This window comes from Hymenobacter segetis (genome assembly GCF_054776495.1).
This window is the reverse complement of the sequence record NZ_BAAHBV010000001.1, coordinates 2,464,872-2,483,189: the sequence shown is the minus strand read 5'-3', so window position 1 is coordinate 2,483,189 and position 18,318 is coordinate 2,464,872. Positions and strand designations below refer to the sequence as shown.

Here is an 18,318-nt window from a genome sequence, read left to right as displayed (position 1 = left end):
TGACTGATGGTGCGGAGTGAGTTTTCTTCAGATGACGTAGATGTTTATCAGCCAAATCACTGATAAACAGTTGGGAATAAGTGGGCAAAAAAGCCCCGATGGGGTAGGGCTCCGCACCAAAATAGGTTTTCTTATTTCATCAGTGTTTCGGGGTGTTCAAGCGCAGTGTTTCGCCGTGTCGTTCCAGAACAGCACTGCGAAATACTGCGCTTGAACACCCCGAAACACTGCGTGAAATGCTAATGTGCAAGCCTTGATATTGCTGGGTATTCCGGTACTGAAGCGTTGTCGGCAGGGCGGCCCCGCTCCAGCAGCAGGCCCAAAATAAAAAACCCCGGCTGCTAGTGCAGCCGGGGTTTTGGAGGTAGGATTCAGAAAGGTTACGTTGCGCTATTCTACCACCACTTTGGTGGTCAGCTTGGCGCCCTCCGTCGTCCAGGTTACGAAGTACATGCCCGTCGCCAGCGGACGAGCCGGCTGAATGGCGGTCTGCATCGTGTTGGGCGCTACGGCCTGCGTGAGCACTAGGCGGCCCACGTTGTCGAACACCTGCACCGTGCTACCCGTGCTGCCCGTGAGGCCGGTGATGGCCAGCTGGAAGCCCGCGTGGGTGGCAGGGTTGGGGTAGGCCTGCAGCACCGGTGCGGCATTTTCCGGCGCATAGCGCACCGTAGCCACCGGCGAGTAGGCCAGGGTGCCGTCATTGTCTACCTGCCGCAGGCGGTAGTAGCTCAGGCCGGTCAGCGGAGCCGCGTCTACCAGGGCGTAGTCGTGGTGCAGGGTAGTGCTACCCTGCGCCACTACACGACCAATCTCATTGAACCGCTGGCCGTCGGCCGAGCGCTCCACTGCGAAATAAGCGCTGTTCTTTTCCGAAGCCGTGGCCCAGTCCAGGTGCACGGCCGCGCCTTTGAGCGTAGCCGTGAATTGCACCAGCTCGACGGGCAGCGGCGCGGAGCCGGTCAGGGGGTTATCCACGCTGTTGGTCGAGGCCAGGGCGAAGAACGAGTTGTTGTTGATAACGGTCTGATTGGCCGCAGAAACGGTGTAGCCCCGGGGGGCATCGGGCGAGTACACGCCCGCGCCGCCGGCCGTGCTCCAGGGGCCGCTGGCGCCAGCCGAGCGGGCTACGCGCAGGTTGCCGGGCACGTTCACGGTTTCATCCACCACATCGGTGTTGAAGCTCAGCTGTACCGTGGGCTGGGTGATGGTGCCCGACAGCAGCTGAATACGATAGTAGCGGTTGGCCGAGAGGTTCGACAGCGTGCCATCGACTGAACCGGCCGGGGCACCGTTGATGATTTCGACCAGCACCACCGGGCTCGACGAAACGCCCAGGGGCTTAATCGTGACGGGGCGGTAGCGGCCGCCAGCGCCCACCGGGAACACCCGGATGCTGGCGGCGTCGTTGGGCAGCGTCATGGCCAGGCGACCCGACACGTAGGAGCTCAGCGTGTTGCCGATAATGGGCTGGGTGGCCGTATTGGTCAGGCTGAGCGTGTTACTCGAGCCCGCCGGCCCCGTGTAGAAGAGGCCATTCTGCAGGGTCAGCAGGTCGGCTACCGTCACGTTGGTATTCGAGCCCATCACAAGGGTATTGCCCCCGAACTTCTGCAAGTCCCAGAAAGTGGTGTTGCCGGTGATGTAGTGGTTAACGTCCGTGAGGAACTGCGCCAGGCTGGTGCCTTGGTCGAAGGTGCCGGCGTTGGTGAAGTTGCCGCGCAGCACCAGCGTGGAAGTGCCAGCCGAGAAATAACCGCCCGCAGGGATGCTGAAATCCGCATTGGCGTGCAGCAGGTTGGTGGCGGTGGCAGCGTAGTAGCCCGCATTGGTGAAGGAACCGGTGGCATTCACCTCGCCGGTGGCGGCCGAGAAGTTGCCGGCTGCCGTGTTGGTGAAGGTCGTGTTAACGTCCAGGTTGCCGGTGCCGGCCAGGTAGGTGCCGCTGTTGCTGAAGCTGGTGCCCACGGTGATAGCGCCCGCGCCTTTCGTTGCATCGAACGTGCCGCCGTTGGTGAGCGAGGTACCCGTTTTGAAGTTACCGTTGCCCAGCACCAGCGAGCCGTTGTTGGTCAGGGCGGTGCCCAGGGTTACCGCGCCGGCTCCCAGATTCACCGTGCCAGTGCTGGTCGTCGTGAGCGCAGCCCCGGTCGTGAGCTGGCCATCGTTCAGGTTGAGCGTGCCGGCCACCGTGGCCCCGCTCGTGGCCGAGGCCAGGGCAATGTTCTGGCTGGTGGGGTTGTCCACCGTCGTGCCAGCGGCCACGTTTAGGGTGCCGTTGATTGTCAGGTCGAGGTTGGTGAACTGCTTGGCATTGCCGCCCGACAGGGTCAGGTTATTGTACGTATCGCGGGCCGGCAGCTGCACGGCTCCCGTGAAGTCCACGGTGCCGGTGTTGGGCGCGACGAAGTTGCTGTAGTTACCGGCCGGAAACAGGGCCGAGCCAATGCGCAGCGTACCCGTGCCGGTCACGGTGTTGAAGTTGTTGGCCGCGTTGGCCGCCAGGTCCAGCGTGCCCAGCAGCTGCAGCGTGGCCGCGCCACGGCCCGGGCCGTTTGAGTTGATGAGGTGGCCACTGTTAATCACCACCGGGTTGGCCAGGGTGGGGAAGCTGGTGGGCAGCGGGCCGGAGTCGGTACCGTCCGCATTAAACGTCCAGGACGAAGCCAGGTCCCAGGCCGCGCCGGCGGCCAGGCCGGCCGTAGCGTTGCGGCTGTAGTAGGTGGGCACCGCGCCGAACTCCGAAATCTCGCCACCCGTGTAGTCGCCACTGATGTAGTTGACGCCGGTGTTGGTGAGGGTGTTCGCTGTGGCATCCACCACGCTGCCGCTGATGCCGTTGATGGGGTTCCAGGCCCCGTTCAGGAAACGGCCCAGCTTGTAGCTGGTTTCCGTGCCATTCACGTCGTTGCCCGCGCCGTTGTCGATGTAGGTGAACTGCTGGGTGACCGTGGGCGAGGCGCTCAGGCCCGTGCTGCTCACTTTCCAGTAGTAGTTCAGCTCCCGGGCCAGCGGGTTGGTGGTCGAAGGATGGGCCAGGGCGATGGGCTGCACCGTGATGGTGCCGGCCACCGCGTTGGCGGTCAGGTTCATTTGCACGGGCGTGTACTTGGCAGCTGCCCCCACAGGGAAGGTGAAGTTCAGCGCACTGGCGGGGTAGCTCTTGCGCAGGCCCAGGTCGGCCACAATGCCGTTGGTCCGGATGAAGCGCGCGGCGCTAAAGCCCGTCACGGCCCCGGCGGCGGGGTTGCTCAGCCACAGCAGGTTCGAGCCAATGGTGAACACGCCGTTGTTCAGCGCCAGCACCTGGGTGATTTCCTGGTTGGCCGTGGCGGTGGCCCCAGCGGCGTTGTTCAGCGTCAGGTTGCCGAAGCGGCCTGCGCCGTTGCCGCCAATGTTTTGGTTGGCGGTGCCGGCCAGGACGATGCTGCCCGCGCCCGTGCTGGTGTGCGTGGCCGAGTTCAGCACGTCGCCCAGCGCGGTGAGGGTTTTGCCGTTGTCGTCGAGGGTGCCCTTGGTCAGGGTCAGGGTGCCGGCCGTCAGCACGTTGCCGCCGAGCTGCAGCTTGCCGTTGGTCTGGGGCGTGTTCAGCACCAGGCCGCCGAATACGGTCAGGTTGCTGGCCGTGCCCGTGAGCAGCTGCGTGGCAATGCCGCCCAGGAAGGTCGTGGTCTGCGTGGTCGAAATCGGCTGGAAGCCGCCCGCGTTCAGGGCCGTACTGGCCGAAGTGTTATTATTGATGAGGCTCTGATAAATGTTCAGCCCCAAGCTGTTGGCATTGAAAAACGAGTTGTCGTTGCCAATGGTCAGCGAGCCTTTCAGCGTCAGCGGGAGTACGCCCGTCAGCAGGCCGGTGTTGGTGTTCGTGTTGTTGGCACCGGTTTCCACGCGCAGGTCGTAGAGCGGCACCGTCGAGCTCACGCTGACGGTCACGTTGCCCGCGCCAGCGGCGGTGTTGCCCAGCACCACCGTACCGCCGGTTACTACCGTCGAGTCGGGGGCCAGGTACAGGTCGGCCGCGATGGTGGGCCGGCCGTTGGAGCGGTGCAGGTTCATGGTGCCGCCGCTCATGCGGAAGATGCTGCCCTTGCCCTGCACTTCAAACAGGCCGCGCTCGTTGCTCTGGGCTGCCGTAGCACCCTTGCCGTCGATGTCGATGGTGCCGCCGGTCTGCTCGAAGCGCAAGGCCCCGTCGAGGTTGGTTACCGTGCGGCGAATCTGGCCGTTCACGTACAGCGTGGCGGTGCCGCTCACCTTCAGGGTGGGGGTGCCCGCGCTGGCGTATTCCAGGTCGTTGCCGGTGCCGGCGGTGCTGCCCACGCTCAGGCTGCCTTGCAGCACCTGCACTTGGCCCGCCATTTTCAGGTCGGCGGCCGCGCTGGTGTTCGTGGCTACGGTCACCGCAGCATTGGGCGCATCTACGGTCAGACCCGCGTTGTCGGTGATGAGGTAGGGGCTGGCCGCGTTGTGAATGGTCAGGGGCTGCGTGCCCGAATTCTTGGCGTAGCGCAGCGTGCCGTTGGTCAGGGTCAGCCAGTTGCTGGTTGGCGTTGTGAGGGTGCCCGCCACGTCCAGGTTCAGCGTGGCCGTGCGGCCGATGCCCTTGTTCACCGTGAGCGAATATAGGTTGGTGGTGTTGGCCGTAGGACCGGTGATGCTCGCCGGTTGGCCGCCGGTGAAGGTGAGGGCGGCCGTTTTGCCGCCGGTGTTGAAGTTCAGCGTACCGTTGTTGGTAGTCGAGCCGCTCACCAACAAAGTGTTGGCAACCGCAGCGCCACTGCCGTTGGTGTCGAAAGTAGCCCCGCTGCTAACCTGGATATCGCCTTCAATCAACAGATTGCGCGCATTACCATTGCTGAAGTGCAGCGCGCCCGTCTGCACACCCAGCAGCGTCCCGATGCGCAGGTCGCCGTTAGCCGTGCCGCTCAGGTACGCATCGCCGGTGTACGCGGCGGCCGTACCAGCCTTTAGCTGCGAATAAATGCGCAGGTCCGCGTCGGGAAGCGTAACGCTCGTGTTGGGAAGGGCATTCAGGGAGAGGTTGTTGTACGAGGTCAGGGCCAGGCCCGTCGACGAAGTAGTGGGCAGCGTTACCGCTTGGTTATAAGGGTCTGCGGCATAAGCGGTAGTCGTTGTGTAGTATTCTACAGTACCGCCGCCCGCTTGCAGGAAAGACCCGAAATCACCGCCCGGGAAGGTGGTCGTCGTCGTGTACACATAAGGGTCATTCTTTTTATTTGCACCCGTGCGGGTAGTGGTCGAGGCCATGCGCAGCAAACCCGACCCGCCCGGCTTCGAATCCGGCAAAGCGCCGAAATTGAGCCCCGTAAAGGCCTGGGCATCCAGCGTTGAGCCATTGTCAATCACCAGCGAGCCGGCTTTGGCATTGTTGGCTGTCACGGTCACCGTGTGGTTGGCCCCATCGGCCGCCGAGCCGATGAAAACCGGGTTGCCGGCCCCGGGCACCGTGGTGGCCGCTGCGCCGCTGAAGCTGCTGGTGCTCCAGGTAGCGGGGGTTTCCCAGTTGCCGCTGCCACGGCTGTAGAATGCCGTGACGGTGCCGAACGCAGCTGGTTCGCCGGCGGTAAACTCGCCGTCGACCTGGTCGATGGCGCTGAAGTTGATGTAAGAGAGCGACGAGCCAATGCTCATGTCGTTGGTGGTGTACTTCGTCCAGGCAATGGGCAGGTAACGGGCCGGTACGTAGTTGGCCCGGGTGCCGGGCGCATCGGTATTGGTCATCGTAAACTGCTCGTATATCGAACCCGCGGGGATGGGCCCAAAGCCGGCACTGCGCACTTTCCAGTAGTAAGCCAGCGAATTAGTGGTGCCCGTTACGAACGGATTACGCGAGCTCACCGGGCTCACGCTCACCCGCCCAAACTTGTCGAGAGGGGCCGAAGAGGCCAGGCGCAGCTCAATCACTGCCGGGGCGTAGCGGGCCGTAGTGCCCAGGCCCGTGCCCACCGGAAAGGTGAAGGAATCGCCTTTGCCGTAGGTTTTCTGCAGGCCCAAATCGCTCTGGTTGCCGGCCGTCTGAATAAAGCACGAAGTAGAGAAGGCGTTGCCCGGCCCCAGGGCCAGTGCGCCCGTTTGCCCCGAGCTTTCCACGTTGGTCAGGGCCAGGCGGTTCGAGCCAATGGCGAGAATGTTGGTGCTCAGCATCGTGAGCGTGCTGGCCACGCTCATGTTGGCCGTAAACGTGACGGCCACGGTACCCGTGGCGGCCGAGTTGTTGATTTTGAGGTTGCCAAATACCCCGTTGCCATCGCCGCTCACAATTTGGTTGGTCGTGCCGTTGAGCACAATGCTACCCGAGCCGCCGGCGCTGGTGTGCGCTGCCGAGTTCACCATATTGCCCAGCACGTTGATGGTTTTGGTGCCGTCGTTGAGCACGCCCTTCAGCAGCGAGAGGGTGGCCGTGGCCGGCACCCGGTAGGTCGTGACCGTGCCGCCCAGCGTGAGCGTACCGGCCGATTTGTTAACCGTCCAGTTATTGAACGTGCCAATGCCAGCCGTGGCCCCAATGGTGCCATTGTTGGTCAGCAGTTGGTTTTGCGGGCCGCTGAAAGTCGTGGTATTGGTGCCGGGCAGGTAGGTGCAGCCCGTGCCGATGGCCAGCGTGCCCTGGATGTTGACGTCCAAGTTAGCGGCATCGAACGTAGTGGGGTTCGTGGCGTCGAGCGTGAAGTTGTTCAGCACCGTGATGGGCTGGGCATTGTTGGTGGCCCCGGTCGTGTATTCCGACGTAATGTTCGCGAGCAATGCCTTACTGGTACCGCCCGCCGTTGGCTTCCGGATGGTCAGGTTCCAGAGCGGGGCCGTCGACAGAATGGGGGCGTTGGTGTTCGTATTAGGCAGAATGATTTCAATGAGGCCGCCGCTAACACTGGCGTTATTCGGGTCGACTCCGATGTGGAAAGCGCCGGTCGAGTTGGCGGGGTTGCTCACCCGGATGGTGCCACCCGTCATTCGGAAGCCCTGCGTGAGGTAAGGAATCGAGAAGCGGGCCTGGGCCACGTAAACAGACCCAACATAGGTGCCGACCGCTTCGAACGTTCCGCCAGAGATGATGAACGAGCCTCGGTGCGACGACGAGGTGCTCGACGGCCGAAACTTATCCACCGTAGTGGTGCCGCCCTCGATGAGCAGTTGCCCATCCTCGCGCACCACCATGGCATCATAGTTAACGCTGGTCAGCGAACCCCCGCTAATCCGATACGTGCCGTATACGATGAAGGCGTTGGCGTAATTGTTAATAACCGTGGCCCCGGCTATCCAAAGCGTGGGGCTGGTGGACGAAGACCCGAGCGAAAACCCGGTGCCCGTGGTCGTAACGTTGCTGATTTTGGCCAGATAAACGTTGTTGCCGAGCTTGGTTATGCCGTTCACCAGTACCAGCAGGTCCACGTTAGCGCCTACGTGGCCGAGGCGCAGGTTGCCTTGGGCGTTGCCGTGCAAGCCCTGCGCCGAGGTCACATTCAGCAGTACCTGGCTGTCGATGCCCTTGTCTACTTTCAGAATATCGAGGTCCGTATCGCCGTTGCAGGCGAACGTGGCACCGGTGGCACCCGAAAAAACGAGCGTGGCCACCTGATTGTCGTCGGCGGTGCCGTTGTGTAGGTTCACCGTGCCGTTGTTGATGAAGCTGCCGTAGGCCGTCAGCGTATGCGTGCCGTTGTTGGCGCTGCCCACGCCCAAAAACGTGCCCCCGCCAATCGTGATGTCGCCATACACGCTAAGGGCGCGGTTGGCCGCCGCGTTTCCTATTCTAAGCGAAATGCCCGCGGCCGCAGCAGCGGCGGCAGCAGTAGCGTTGTCATTGCCCGAAGGGAAAGCCGTTGCGTTAGAGCGCAGCAGCGTTAGGTTGCCGTTCACCGTCAGGTTGGCATCGAGGTAGGTGCTGTAGGCGGTGGCCGTGGTGTTCAGCAGCCGCAGGTTGTTGTACAGGCCCGAAACCGGGATTGGCAAGGCCGTAGGACCAGCGGCCCAGTTATAGAATTCGACGGTGCCCGTGTTGGCATCATCGAAGTTGTTGGTCGTCACCGTCGGGAAATATGGCCCCGCGATGCGCAGCGTGCCCTGGCCGGATAGGCTGGCCAGCGCCGGCAGGTTGTTGGTGGCCGTAGTCAGGTCGAGCACGCCGCCCTTCTGCACCGTCACGTTCAGGCCCGTGGCTGCCACCAGGTTTTTTACTGACAGCACGAAGCTGTTGGTAATTACCACATTGTCGTTGGCCGCCGGAACCCGGGCATTGATGCTGGTTGAGCCCGTGGGGTCAGTCGTCCAGCTGTAGGCGGCGTCCCAATCGCCGGTGGTTCCGCCTCCGTTGAACGTATACAAGGTCTGACCCATTGCCAACGTACTCCAGAATATGGATAATAATCCAAGTAAGAATGGTTTCATGAAAAGAAGGGAATGTGAATAATTCGGTAAAAAAGGGTAAGCAGGAGTTAAGGAAATGTGGCTATAGTTCTACATAATACAAAGTTTGCATAATTAATCCATTAGAAAAAGCAGCTTTGGCGCTCGGGAAAAGTAATGCCCGATTATCTTTAATGGAGTTAGCTTCATCATGGAAAAGTTTAATATTAGGCGATATTTCTCTTGATTTGCCAATTGAACTTTTGTTATAAATTATTTATGAGACGGTTTTTCTCTAACCATAATTATTTATATTGATTTGAATAGTTGTTTATTGTGCATAGCCCACGATGCAACCACTTTACTGGATGCGAAAACGGTCCGCGCCCCTGGTTTTGGATAGCATAGGAGCAGGGACGGCTCCTTTGCCCCGCCCCGAAGCGCCACGGGTTGAATTGTGATTTTTGGACTGGTGGTTTTTCGGGTACCTTTGCCGGCCGGCCGGCTGCACGTTGCCCATTCGCCGGCCCTTCCTGTATGGACCCAACCGTTTCCCAGACCATCCCCGAAGTCATTCGGACCGTACCGCTTCAGTACTACGTTTTCTTCGCCTCGGCCCTGTTTGCCATCGGCGTCACGGGCGTGCTGGTGCGGCGCAACGCCATCATCATCTTCATGTGCGTCGAGCTGATGCTCAACGCCGTGAACATCCTGCTGACGGCCTTTTCGGCCTACCGCTCCGACCCCCACGGCCAGATTTTCGTGTTCTTCATCATGGCCGTGGCCGCCGCCGAAGTCTCGGTGGGCCTGGGCATCATCGTCATGATTTACCGCAACTTCCAGACCACCGACGTCAATTTGTTGAGTCGTCTGAAGTGGTAGGGGCGGGGCTTGCCCCCGCCCGGCCGTTCGCGCCGTTATTCTCCTGATTTCATCGTTCCGCTAGCCGGGCAGGGACAAGCCCCGCCCCTACGTACATGCAAGAAACCGTTCTCCCCGGCGCCAACGCCCCTTATTCTACGTTCATCTACGTCCTGATTCCGCTGCTGCCCTTTCTGGGCTTTTTGCTGAATGGACTGCTGAACAAGAAGCTTTCCGGTACCGTGGCCGGTCTCATCGGCAGCGCCACCGTGCTGGGCTCGTTCCTGATTTCGGTGATGCTGTTCCTGAATTTCCAGTATCAGTACACCGTGCAGCTGTTCGACTGGATTTCGGTGGGTTCGCTCCAGATTCCCTTCCAGTACCAGATTGACCAGCTGAGCCTTATAATGCTGCTGCTGGTGACGGGCGTGGGCTTCCTGATTCACGTCTACAGCATCGGCTACATGCACCACGACGAGAACGTGGGCAAGTTTTTTAGCTTTCTGAACCTGTTCATTTTCAGCATGCTGCTGCTGGTGATGGGGGCCAACTTCGTCATTCTCTTCATCGGCTGGGAAGGCGTGGGCTTGTGCTCCTACCTGCTCATCGGCTTCTGGAACAAGAATACGGCCTACAACAACGCCGCCAAGAAAGCCTTCATCATCAACCGCATCGGTGACCTGGGTTTCCTGCTCGGTATTTTCCTGATTTACCTCACCTTCAACTCGGTGCAGTACGCCGAGGTGTTCCAGAAGGCCAGCCTCGGCCAGTTCGGCACGTATGGCGTGGGCATCTGCACGGCCATCACGTTGCTGCTGTTTGTGGGCGCAATGGGCAAGTCGGCCCAGCTGCCGCTCTACACCTGGCTGCCCGACGCCATGGCCGGCCCTACGCCGGTTTCGGCCCTCATTCACGCTGCTACCATGGTAACGGCGGGTATCTACATGGTGCTGCGGGCCAACGTGCTGTTCACGCTCTCGCCCGATACGCTGCAGGTTGTCGCCATTGTGGGCGCGGCTACGGCGCTGTTTGCGGCCACCATCGGCCTGGCACAGAACGATATCAAGAAGGTGCTGGCTTACTCCACCGTTTCGCAGTTGGGCTATATGTTTCTGGCGCTGGGCGTGATGGGCTACTCCACCGCTCTGTTCCACGTTCTCACCCACGCCTTCTTCAAGGCGCTGATGTTCCTCGGGGCCGGCTCCGTGATTCACGCCATGAGCAACGAGCAGGACCTACGCCGCATGGGCGGTCTGCGCAAGGCGCTGCCCATCACCTTCCTCACGTTCCTCATCGGCTGTCTGGCCATTTCGGGCATTCCGCCGTTTTCGGGCTTCTTCTCGAAAGATGAAATCCTCGCGCACGCCTTTGAACACAACAAAGTGCTGTGGGCCATGGGCCTGCTCACCGCTTTCCTGACGGCGTTCTACATGTTCCGCCTGCTCTTCCTGGCTTTCTTTGGCGAGTTCCGGGGTACGGAGGAGCAGAAGCACCACCTGCACGAGTCGCCCGCTTCGATGACGTTCCCGCTCATCGTGCTGGCTATTCTGGCGGCCGTGGGCGGCTTCATGGGCGCGCCGATGTTTACCGGTGGGCACCATTACCTGGCCGAATATCTGGCCCCGATTTTTACGTATTCGCAGCGTATTCTGCCCGAGGTTTTCTCGGCCAAGCCCGATGAGCACACCGAATTGATGCTCATGATTGCCTCGGTTGCCGCTGGCTTGCTGGGCATCATTCTGGCCTATGTGATGTACGTGGCCCGCGCCACGCGCCCGGCCGAAGACGAGGCCCACCGCTCGGCTCCCGAAAGCCTGGTGTATCACAAATACTACATCGATGAGCTGTACAATAACGTGTTCACGCGGCCCATCATGGCGCTGTCGACGGGCCTGTATAAGTTCGTGGAAAACGGCGTTATCAATCCCGTGGTGGGCGTTTTTGGCCGCGCGGTGAATGGCGGTGGCCAGCTGCTGCGCTACGTGCAGACCGGTGCCGTGGAAACCTATCTGATACTGATGGTCATCGGCATCGTGCTGATTCTGGGACTGAATTTCGGACGGTTCTAGGACCTGAATTTTCGGGATAATAATTGGGAAAGCCGCCTGTGAAAACAGGCGGCTTTTTTTATGTGATTGCCCGTTGGCAGGCAGCTTAAAGAGGCTGGTTTGCTAAGTGGATAAGGCCGTCGATAGCAGAATAAAGCCAAACATTTGCATTTGTAATTACTTGACTCATATCATTATTCTGTTTTGGTGATTCGATGCTAAAGAGCGAAGAGAACAACTTTTTTAGCTGGAAGGGGTATAGCTGCACATCCAATGCAAGATGGGCTGAATGGCTCGCAGCGGATATCGCATCTATTCCACACACCTAAAATTTATGGTCTCAAAACCTAATCTCCTACGTGGCCTTGCCCTGGGAGCAGTCGTGCTTGGCATGGCCGCTCCGCGTGCTCAGGCCCAAACCGCCGACCGCAAAACGGCGCTCAGTGCCAATATCGGCCTGATGCAATACAGCGGCAACCAAGGCTCCGACTTCTGGAACCGTTCCGGCAATGACCTGTCGGTGGGCGGCGGCGGAACCATCACCCGCTACCTGTCGCCATCGTTCGATGTGGCCCTGCTGGGCTACTACGAGACGTACAAGTTTAGCAGCGAGCTGTTCCAGGCGACTAACTTTGAGTCGCGCACCGGCATGGTGGATTTGGGGATTAAGCTCAAGCTCAACAACGGCAAGATTCTGAAAGAAGACGCCCGCATTCAGCCCTACCTGATGGGTGGCGGCGGCATGTTCCTGGCTAATAGCTCGGGGCAGGTGCGCGGTGCTAATTTCGGCGTGACGCAGATTCGGCGGCCCGAGGTATTTGGCCTGGCCGGTATTCGGGTGCGGCTCAGCGATGCCGTGTTCCTGGACCTGACCACCAGCCAGCACTACCCCTTCACGGACCGGGTAGACAACATGAGCAGCCCCACCGACAAGCTGTATGACCGGTTCCTGCTGCACCAGGCCGGCATCACGGTGGCTTTGGGCAAAATGAAGGATGCTGACGGCGACGGCGTGTCGGACAAGAAGGATAAGTGCCCCGGCACCCCAGCCGGCGTAGCAGTTGACCCCAACGGCTGCCCGCTTGATAAAGACGGCGACGGCGTTCCAGATTATCAGGATAAGTGCCCCGACGTGAAAGGCGTGGCCGCCCTGCAAGGCTGCCCCGACCGTGACGGCGACGGCATCACCGATGCCGATGACAAGTGCCCCGACGTGGCCGGCATCGCCGCCCTGCAAGGCTGCCCCGATGCTGACGGCGACGGTGTAACCGATGCCGCTGACAAGTGCCCCAACACCCCATCGGGTGTGAAAGTGGACGCTAACGGCTGCCCCATTGATACCGACGGCGACGGTGTTCCCGATTACCAGGACCGCTGCCCCAACCGCCCCGGCCCGGCCAGCAACAAAGGCTGCCCCGAGGTGAAAGCTGAAACCAAGAAGCGCCTGCAGGAGGCCACGAAGTACATCAACTTCGAATTCAACAAGGCCGTGCTGCTCCCCAGCTCGTACCCCACGCTGAAGGACCTCGCCAAAATCATGGAAGAGTATCCCGACTACACGCTGGGCATCTCGGGCCACACCGACAGCAAAGGCGCTGACAACTACAACCTGAACCTCTCGGATGCCCGTGCTGCTTCGGCCCGCACCTACATGCTGAGCCAGGCTGTGCCCGCCGACCGTATCGTGTCGCATGGCTACGGCGAAACCAAGCCGATTGCTGACAACGCCACGGCCGCCGGCCAGGCCCTGAACCGTCGCGTCGAGTTCGACCTCTACCTCACCGGCGACCCCAACGCCTCGGAAGTGAAGTACGGCCCGGCCCCGACCATCGTGCCCGAGCCAGTGAAAGCTGCTCCGGTGAAGAAGGCTCCCGCCAAGAAAGCTCCTGCCAAAAAGGCCCCGGCCAAGCGCAAGAAGTAATCAAGGCTCAGCGCTAGCTGATGAATGAAAAAGGCCCGCTCGATGAGAGCGGGCCTTTTTTTGTGGCCGTTGGCGATTCGCCAGGCTTTCACAGAACGGTAATTGCTGGCGGGGACCCCCGCTAGCGAGTTCATTTTTCAGGTGGTAGGGTGGCTACATCGAATAGGTGATGGCCAAGTAATACAGCCCGCCCACGCTCGGCCCGCCGAGGTAGGACACGTAGTAATTATTGAGCGCATTGCTGGCCCCCAGCTTGAAACGCAGGTTGGGCGCGGGCACGGTGTAGCTCAGTTGGGCATCGAGGGTGTGGTAGGCGGCCACGTTGCCATTCACCAGGAAAGTTTGGGAATAATAGCCCTGCTGCCAGCGGTAGTTGAGGCCGAAACCGAAGTTGCGGTAGGCGTTTTCATTGCCCAGGCTCAGGTTGTAGGCCCAGCGCGGGGTGTTGAAACCGTCTTCGAGGCCATCGCCGCTTTCGGTGCGGTCGAGGCGGGTATAGGTGGTGTTGGCCCCTGCCAGGTAGCCGCCGGGCAGCTCGTAGCGCAGGCCCACTGAGCCGCCGTAGTTATAGACTTTGCTCTGGGCATTGGTCCAGAGGCGGTAACGGTTCTGGGTGGATTTTGCGTTGAGGTAAATGGCCGTGGAGTCCGGATTCAGCGTTTTGGGCACGTAGGCTTCCACCTGGGCAATGAAGTCGCGATAGGTGTTGTAGTAAAAATCCACATCGACCAACAGGCGGCCTTTGGGCAGCAGCGCGGCCTTATAGCCCACTTCGAGGGAGTTGATGTGCTCGGGTTTGAGGTAGGTGTAGGGGTTTTTCACCAGCAGGCCCTTGTTCTGCGCGATGGCCTGGTTTTGAATGGCCAGCTTCTGGGTGGCCGTGGCATTGGCGGGCGTATTGGCGTTGATGTAAGCCGTATTGGCGGCCCCAAAAGCATCAATGCTGGTGCGCAAATAGCTGTTCTCAAACACGCCGTCCGACATCACCCGCAGCCCCCCGATGCGTTTCACCTGCCCACTGTTCACATTCGAAAACCCCTCAAACAAGCTCGGAAACCGGTACCCACTCTGGTAGCTCACCCGGAAATTGGCCTGCTGGCCGGGCGAATATACGGCCGTGAAACGCGGGTTGAATTTCAGGTCGAAATAATCGTTCTTATCAGCCCGCAGGGTGGCCGTGAGGCGGATTTTCTCCTTGAGCAGCCGCGCCCCGGCCTGCACGAAACCGCCGGTTTTGGAGTAGGTCAGGTTGTCGCCGAGCGGGTCTTTGCCCTTCTCGGGGTTGATGAAATAGTTGCCGTCGGGCACCACGATATAGGTGCGGTGGTCGGCCCCGGCCAGCACATCCAGGGCGGCGGGCAGGCGGTGGCCGCCTCGGCGCAGGGCCTCAGCCAGGTTCACCTGGCCCTCGGCGTGGAGCAGGTCGGCGCGCACGCGCAGGGCCGCGCCCACGTCCCAGTTATTGATGCCCTGCACGGTGCTAAGGCTGTTTTGGAAGGCGGGAGTGCCGGGCTGGGGGCGGCCGAAATCGGCGGCGGCGCGGGCGGTGGCGTGGGCCTGGGCAATGGGTTGGCCGGCCTGGGTGGCGGCGTTCCAGGCGGTGGTGTAGTCACGGTTCCAGGTGGCATCGGGCTTGTAACTGCGGTCGATGTTCTCGGCGGCGGAGCGCAGGTTATAGCTCTGGCCGGTGTTTTCCTGGGTGAAGTAGGCGCGGGCCTGCACCACGGGCGTGGTCAGGCTCAGGGCGTGCTGTTGGAGCCGGTAATCCTGAAGCTGGAAGCGGTTCGAGCGTTGGTACACGTTATCGAAACTGGCCACGCGGTAGGTGTAGGCCAGCTCGGTGCCGGGCCGGAAGCGGTAGTGCAGCGCGGCATCGCCTTTGAGGGTGCGCAGGTGGTAGTCCACCACGTCTTTTTCGGCGTAGCCGGTGCGGGCCACCTGGTAGTTTTTGCCGCCCAGGTTCAGCGTACTGCGGTCCGATGACTCGTTGCCATAGCCGTTCACGGGGTCGCGGGCTGGGTTTTCAGCCCCGAACAGGCCGGTGTTGGCGTTGCCGTTGGGGTTAATGTCGGTCTGGTCGTTGGCCACCCAGTCGTAGCCACGTAGGTAGCTGCCGTTCACCTTGAATGCCAGCTTCGTGCTCAGCACCTTCGCGTAGCGCAAGCTAGTTTCGGAGAAGATTTTAGCCCCGGTATTGGCATCATTAACGTGGTTAATTCCCGTTTTCTGCTGCACGCTCAGCCCTTGGGAATCAAAAGGGTTTTTCGTCCGAAAATTGGCCAGCCCGTTGATGGCGTTCAGCCCGTAGGGCGCGGCGGCCGTGCCCGGCACGATTTCCACTGATATGATATCCAAATCAGTCGGTCCCAACACATTCCCAATCGGCCCGCTGATGTGCGGGGCCTGATTGTCCACGCCATCCACGAGCTGCGCGAAACGCACGTTGGTGGTGTTAGTAAAGCCCCGGGCATTTATCACCTTAAAAGCCAGGCTGGGTGTAATCACCTGCACCCCCTTAAGATGCTCAATAGCATCGAAAAACGACGGCGTGGGCGTGAGCCGCAGCGCCCGGGCATTCAGCTTTTCCACCGTCACTGGCGATTGCAAGAAGCTTTCCTCGACTTTGGAAGCGGATATCACCACTTCCTCCAAATCAACTTTTTTGCGGGTCGTATCGGCGGGGGCTACGGTTTGGCTATGGGCGGCCATCGCCGGGAGGGCGACGGCCGCAAGCAGCGCTGGGCGGGCGCGGTTGGGTAGGAGCATGGACATGAAAACGGCCGTTGTATCCGTAAAGATATAACGACCGGTTTTATATCCTTACTCGTGTATCCGGTTTGTTTCGAGCGCCATGAATTCCTGGAAACGAGCTTGCAGGGCTTTAAAGGCCACAATGGCGGCCTGGCCGGCCTCCGTCACCACAGCACCGCCGCCTTTGGTGCCGCCGGTTTGGGTGCTCACCAGCGGCGTGGCGGCCTGCGCATTCATGGAGCTTACTAGGTCCCAGGCGCGCTTGTAGGACATGCCCATGGCCTGCGCGGCCTTCGAGATGGAGCCCAGCGCGGCAATCTGCTCCAGCAATTCCAGCCGGCCGATGCCGAGAAAGCGGCCGTCGTCGGTTTCGAGCCAGAGGCGGCCGTTGAGGCGGTAGGAGCGGGTGGGTAGCAGGAGGGATTTCATGAGGCAAGTATAATGTAGCCGGCCCTTGCCGGGGCTGTGCTACCTTTCGACAGTGGTATTGCCACCAGTTTAATAGTTATGGGCCAATGCCATTCCTTATGCCAATCATCGACAAAATAGCCTGGCTGCACCTGCGTGATGGCCAGGTGCTGAGCACCCGCAGCCACGGCAAAGACCGGTACTATTTCCCCGGCGGCAAGCGCGAGCCCGGCGAAACCGATGCCCAAACCCTGCTGCGCGAAATCGAAGAGGAGCTGACCGTGGCCCTCGACCCGGCCAGTCTGATGCACGCCGGCACGTTTGAGGCTCCCGCCCACGGGCACCCGGCGGGCGTGCTGGTGCGCATGGCCTGCTACTACGCCCGCTATACCGGCACGCTGCAACCAGCCGCCGAAATCGCGGAAGTAGTGTGGCTGACCTACCGGCACCGGGCCCAGGTATCGGCCGTCGACCAGCTGATTTTTGACTGGCTGAAGGAACAGGGATTATTAGCTGAGTAAAGCTGCGCCGCAACCAATTCGGCACTCGGAAGTAAAGACAGCTGCCCCCGCGCGTCTCCAATCAGTTGCGTGCGCTACGCTCTCCATGATGATGTCGAAAAACATTCCGCTACTGCTGGCCGGTCTGGGCCTGCTGGCCGCCTGCGGTGGACCCAGCCAACAGGAAAAGCGGGAGGCCGCCGCCAACACGCCGGCCCAGACCGTGGCCACGCCCGCCGCCGACTCAGTGCATCTGCCCGCGCCCTATGCCACCAAATCAGTGTCCAACCGGGTGAATATCCAGCCCTGGCCGGCCGGCAAAATGCCCACAGCGCCCGCCGGCTTCACGGTGGCGGAGTACGCCGGGAAGCTGGACAGCCCGCGCTGGTTGTACGTGGCCCCTAACGGCGACGTGCTGGTGGCCGAAGCCAGCACCATCCCGCTGAGCATGAGCCGCAAAGTAATAGCCGAGCTAAAGCTGGACAAGTCCCGCTCGCTACGCGACCACAGCGCCAACCGCATCACGCTGCTGCGCGACACTAACCACGACGGCACCCCCGACCTGCGCACCACTTTCCTGGCGGGCCTCAGCCAGCCGTTTGGGATGCTGATTATCGGCAACAACTTTTACGTGGCCAACACCGATGGCGTATTGCGCTTCCCCTACCAGCCGGGTGCTACCAAAATCACGGGCTCGGGCCAGCGCATTCTCGACCTGCCCAAAGGTGGCTACAACAACCACTGGACCCGCAACCTGCTGGCCGCGCCCGACGGCTCCAAAATCTACGTGACCGTGGGCTCGAGCAGCAACGTGCAGGAGCACGGGGCCGAGGAAGAAGTGCGCCGCGCCAATATCCTTCAAATTAACCCCGACGGCACGGGCGAGAAAATATTCGCCAGCGGCCTACGCAACCCCATCGGTCTGCAATGGCAGCCCGGCACCGGCAAGCTCTGGACCGTGGTGAACGAGCGCGACGAGCTGGGCGATGAGCTGGTGCCCGACTACTTCACTAGCGTGACAGAAGGTGGCTTTTACGGCTGGCCCTACTCGTATTTCGGCCAAAACGAAGAGCCCCGCCGCAAAAACGAGCGGCCCGACCTCGTCAAAAAAGCCTTGGTGCCCGACGTGGCGCTGGGGGCGCACGTAGCCGCGCTGGGCCTCACATTTTATGACAAAGACGCCTTCCCCACCAGGTACCGCAACGGCGCTTTCATCGGCGAGCACGGCTCCTGGAACCGCACGCGGTTCTCGGGCTACAAAGTAGTTTTCGTGCCCTTTGCCAATGGCAAGCCCGGCAAACCGGAGGACTTCCTCACCGGTTTTCTGGCCGGCGGCGACACGAAGGACGCTTACGGCCGCCCCGTGGGCGTGGCCACGCTGCCCGACGGCTCGCTGCTGGTGGCTGATGACGCGGCCGACAAAATCTGGCGCGTGAGTGTCGCTAAGTAAGCCTTGATTTCCGGC

General features: G+C 61.0%; 8 protein-coding genes. 5 read left to right on the top strand and 3 right to left on the bottom strand.

The genetic code is table 11. From position 1 onward, the window contains the following. Positions 1-390: 390 nt before the first annotated feature. The gene (locus ACYU70_RS10260) at positions 391-8,406 is read right to left on the bottom strand and encodes a T9SS type A sorting domain-containing protein (RefSeq protein WP_342295975.1); all 8,016 of its coding nucleotides are present in this window, start codon (positions 8,404-8,406) and stop codon (positions 391-393) included. Positions 8,407-8,901: 495 nt separating this feature from the next. Here ACYU70_RS10260 and nuoK point away from each other — a divergent pair, with 495 nt between their 5' ends. The 3 genes from nuoK (at position 8,902) to ACYU70_RS10245 (ending at position 13,194) form a co-directional block, all read left to right on the top strand. Then, positions 8,902-9,246 (top strand): NADH-quinone oxidoreductase subunit NuoK, encoded by a 345-nt coding sequence (nuoK, locus tag ACYU70_RS10255; RefSeq protein ID WP_342295976.1) that lies wholly within the window; start codon positions 8,902-8,904, stop codon positions 9,244-9,246. A 95-nt stretch (positions 9,247-9,341) separates the two neighbouring features. Further along, positions 9,342-11,294, top strand: a complete 1,953-nt coding sequence (gene nuoL, locus ACYU70_RS10250; protein WP_342295978.1) for an NADH-quinone oxidoreductase subunit L — start codon at positions 9,342-9,344, stop codon at positions 11,292-11,294. A gap of 370 nt (positions 11,295-11,664) precedes the next feature. Next, positions 11,665-13,194 carry an OmpA family protein gene (locus tag ACYU70_RS10245; RefSeq protein ID WP_342295979.1) on the top strand — a complete coding sequence of 510 codons (1,530 nt, stop codon included), beginning with the start codon at positions 11,665-11,667 and terminating at the stop codon, positions 13,192-13,194. A 153-nt stretch (positions 13,195-13,347) separates the two neighbouring features. On the opposite strand, the gene ACYU70_RS10240 is transcribed toward ACYU70_RS10245, so the two are convergent. Together ACYU70_RS10240 and ACYU70_RS10235 are read right to left on the bottom strand one after the other, a co-directional pair. After that, the gene (locus ACYU70_RS10240; RefSeq protein ID WP_342295980.1) at positions 13,348-15,966 is read right to left on the bottom strand and encodes a TonB-dependent receptor; all 2,619 of its coding nucleotides are present in this window, start codon (positions 15,964-15,966) and stop codon (positions 13,348-13,350) included. Positions 15,967-16,014: 48 nt separating this feature from the next. After that, positions 16,015-16,374, bottom strand: a complete 360-nt coding sequence (locus ACYU70_RS10235) for a winged helix-turn-helix domain-containing protein (RefSeq protein WP_342295981.1) — start codon at positions 16,372-16,374, stop codon at positions 16,015-16,017. A 98-nt stretch (positions 16,375-16,472) separates the two neighbouring features. Here ACYU70_RS10235 and ACYU70_RS10230 point away from each other — a divergent pair, with 98 nt between their 5' ends. Both ACYU70_RS10230 and ACYU70_RS10225 read left to right on the top strand, forming a co-directional pair. Beyond that, entirely contained in the window at positions 16,473-16,874 is a 402-nt protein-coding gene (locus ACYU70_RS10230; protein ID WP_342295982.1) for an NUDIX hydrolase, read from the top strand. A gap of 85 nt (positions 16,875-16,959) precedes the next feature. After that, the gene (locus ACYU70_RS10225) at positions 16,960-18,303 is read left to right on the top strand and encodes a PQQ-dependent sugar dehydrogenase (protein WP_425293314.1); all 1,344 of its coding nucleotides are present in this window, start codon (positions 16,960-16,962) and stop codon (positions 18,301-18,303) included. Positions 18,304-18,318 lie beyond the last annotated feature (15 nt).

Bases quoted from the DNA above. Each gene is read 5' to 3' on its own strand.
- ACYU70_RS10240 (WP_342295980.1), bottom strand. From the start codon at position 15,966: ATGTCCATGCTCCTACCCAACCGCGCCCGCCCAGCGCTGCTTGCGGCC.
- ACYU70_RS10235 (WP_342295981.1), bottom strand. From the start codon at position 16,374: ATGAAATCCCTCCTGCTACCCACCCGCTCCTACCGCCTCAACGGCCGC.
- nuoK (WP_342295976.1), top strand. From the start codon at position 8,902: ATGGACCCAACCGTTTCCCAGACCATCCCCGAAGTCATTCGGACCGTA.
- ACYU70_RS10230 (WP_342295982.1), top strand. From the start codon at position 16,473: ATGCCAATCATCGACAAAATAGCCTGGCTGCACCTGCGTGATGGCCAG.
- ACYU70_RS10260 (WP_342295975.1), bottom strand. From the start codon at position 8,406: ATGAAACCATTCTTACTTGGATTATTATCCATATTCTGGAGTACGTTG.
- nuoL (WP_342295978.1), top strand. From the start codon at position 9,342: ATGCAAGAAACCGTTCTCCCCGGCGCCAACGCCCCTTATTCTACGTTC.
- ACYU70_RS10245 (WP_342295979.1), top strand. From the start codon at position 11,665: ATGGCCGCTCCGCGTGCTCAGGCCCAAACCGCCGACCGCAAAACGGCG.
- ACYU70_RS10225 (WP_425293314.1), top strand. From the start codon at position 16,960: ATGATGATGTCGAAAAACATTCCGCTACTGCTGGCCGGTCTGGGCCTG.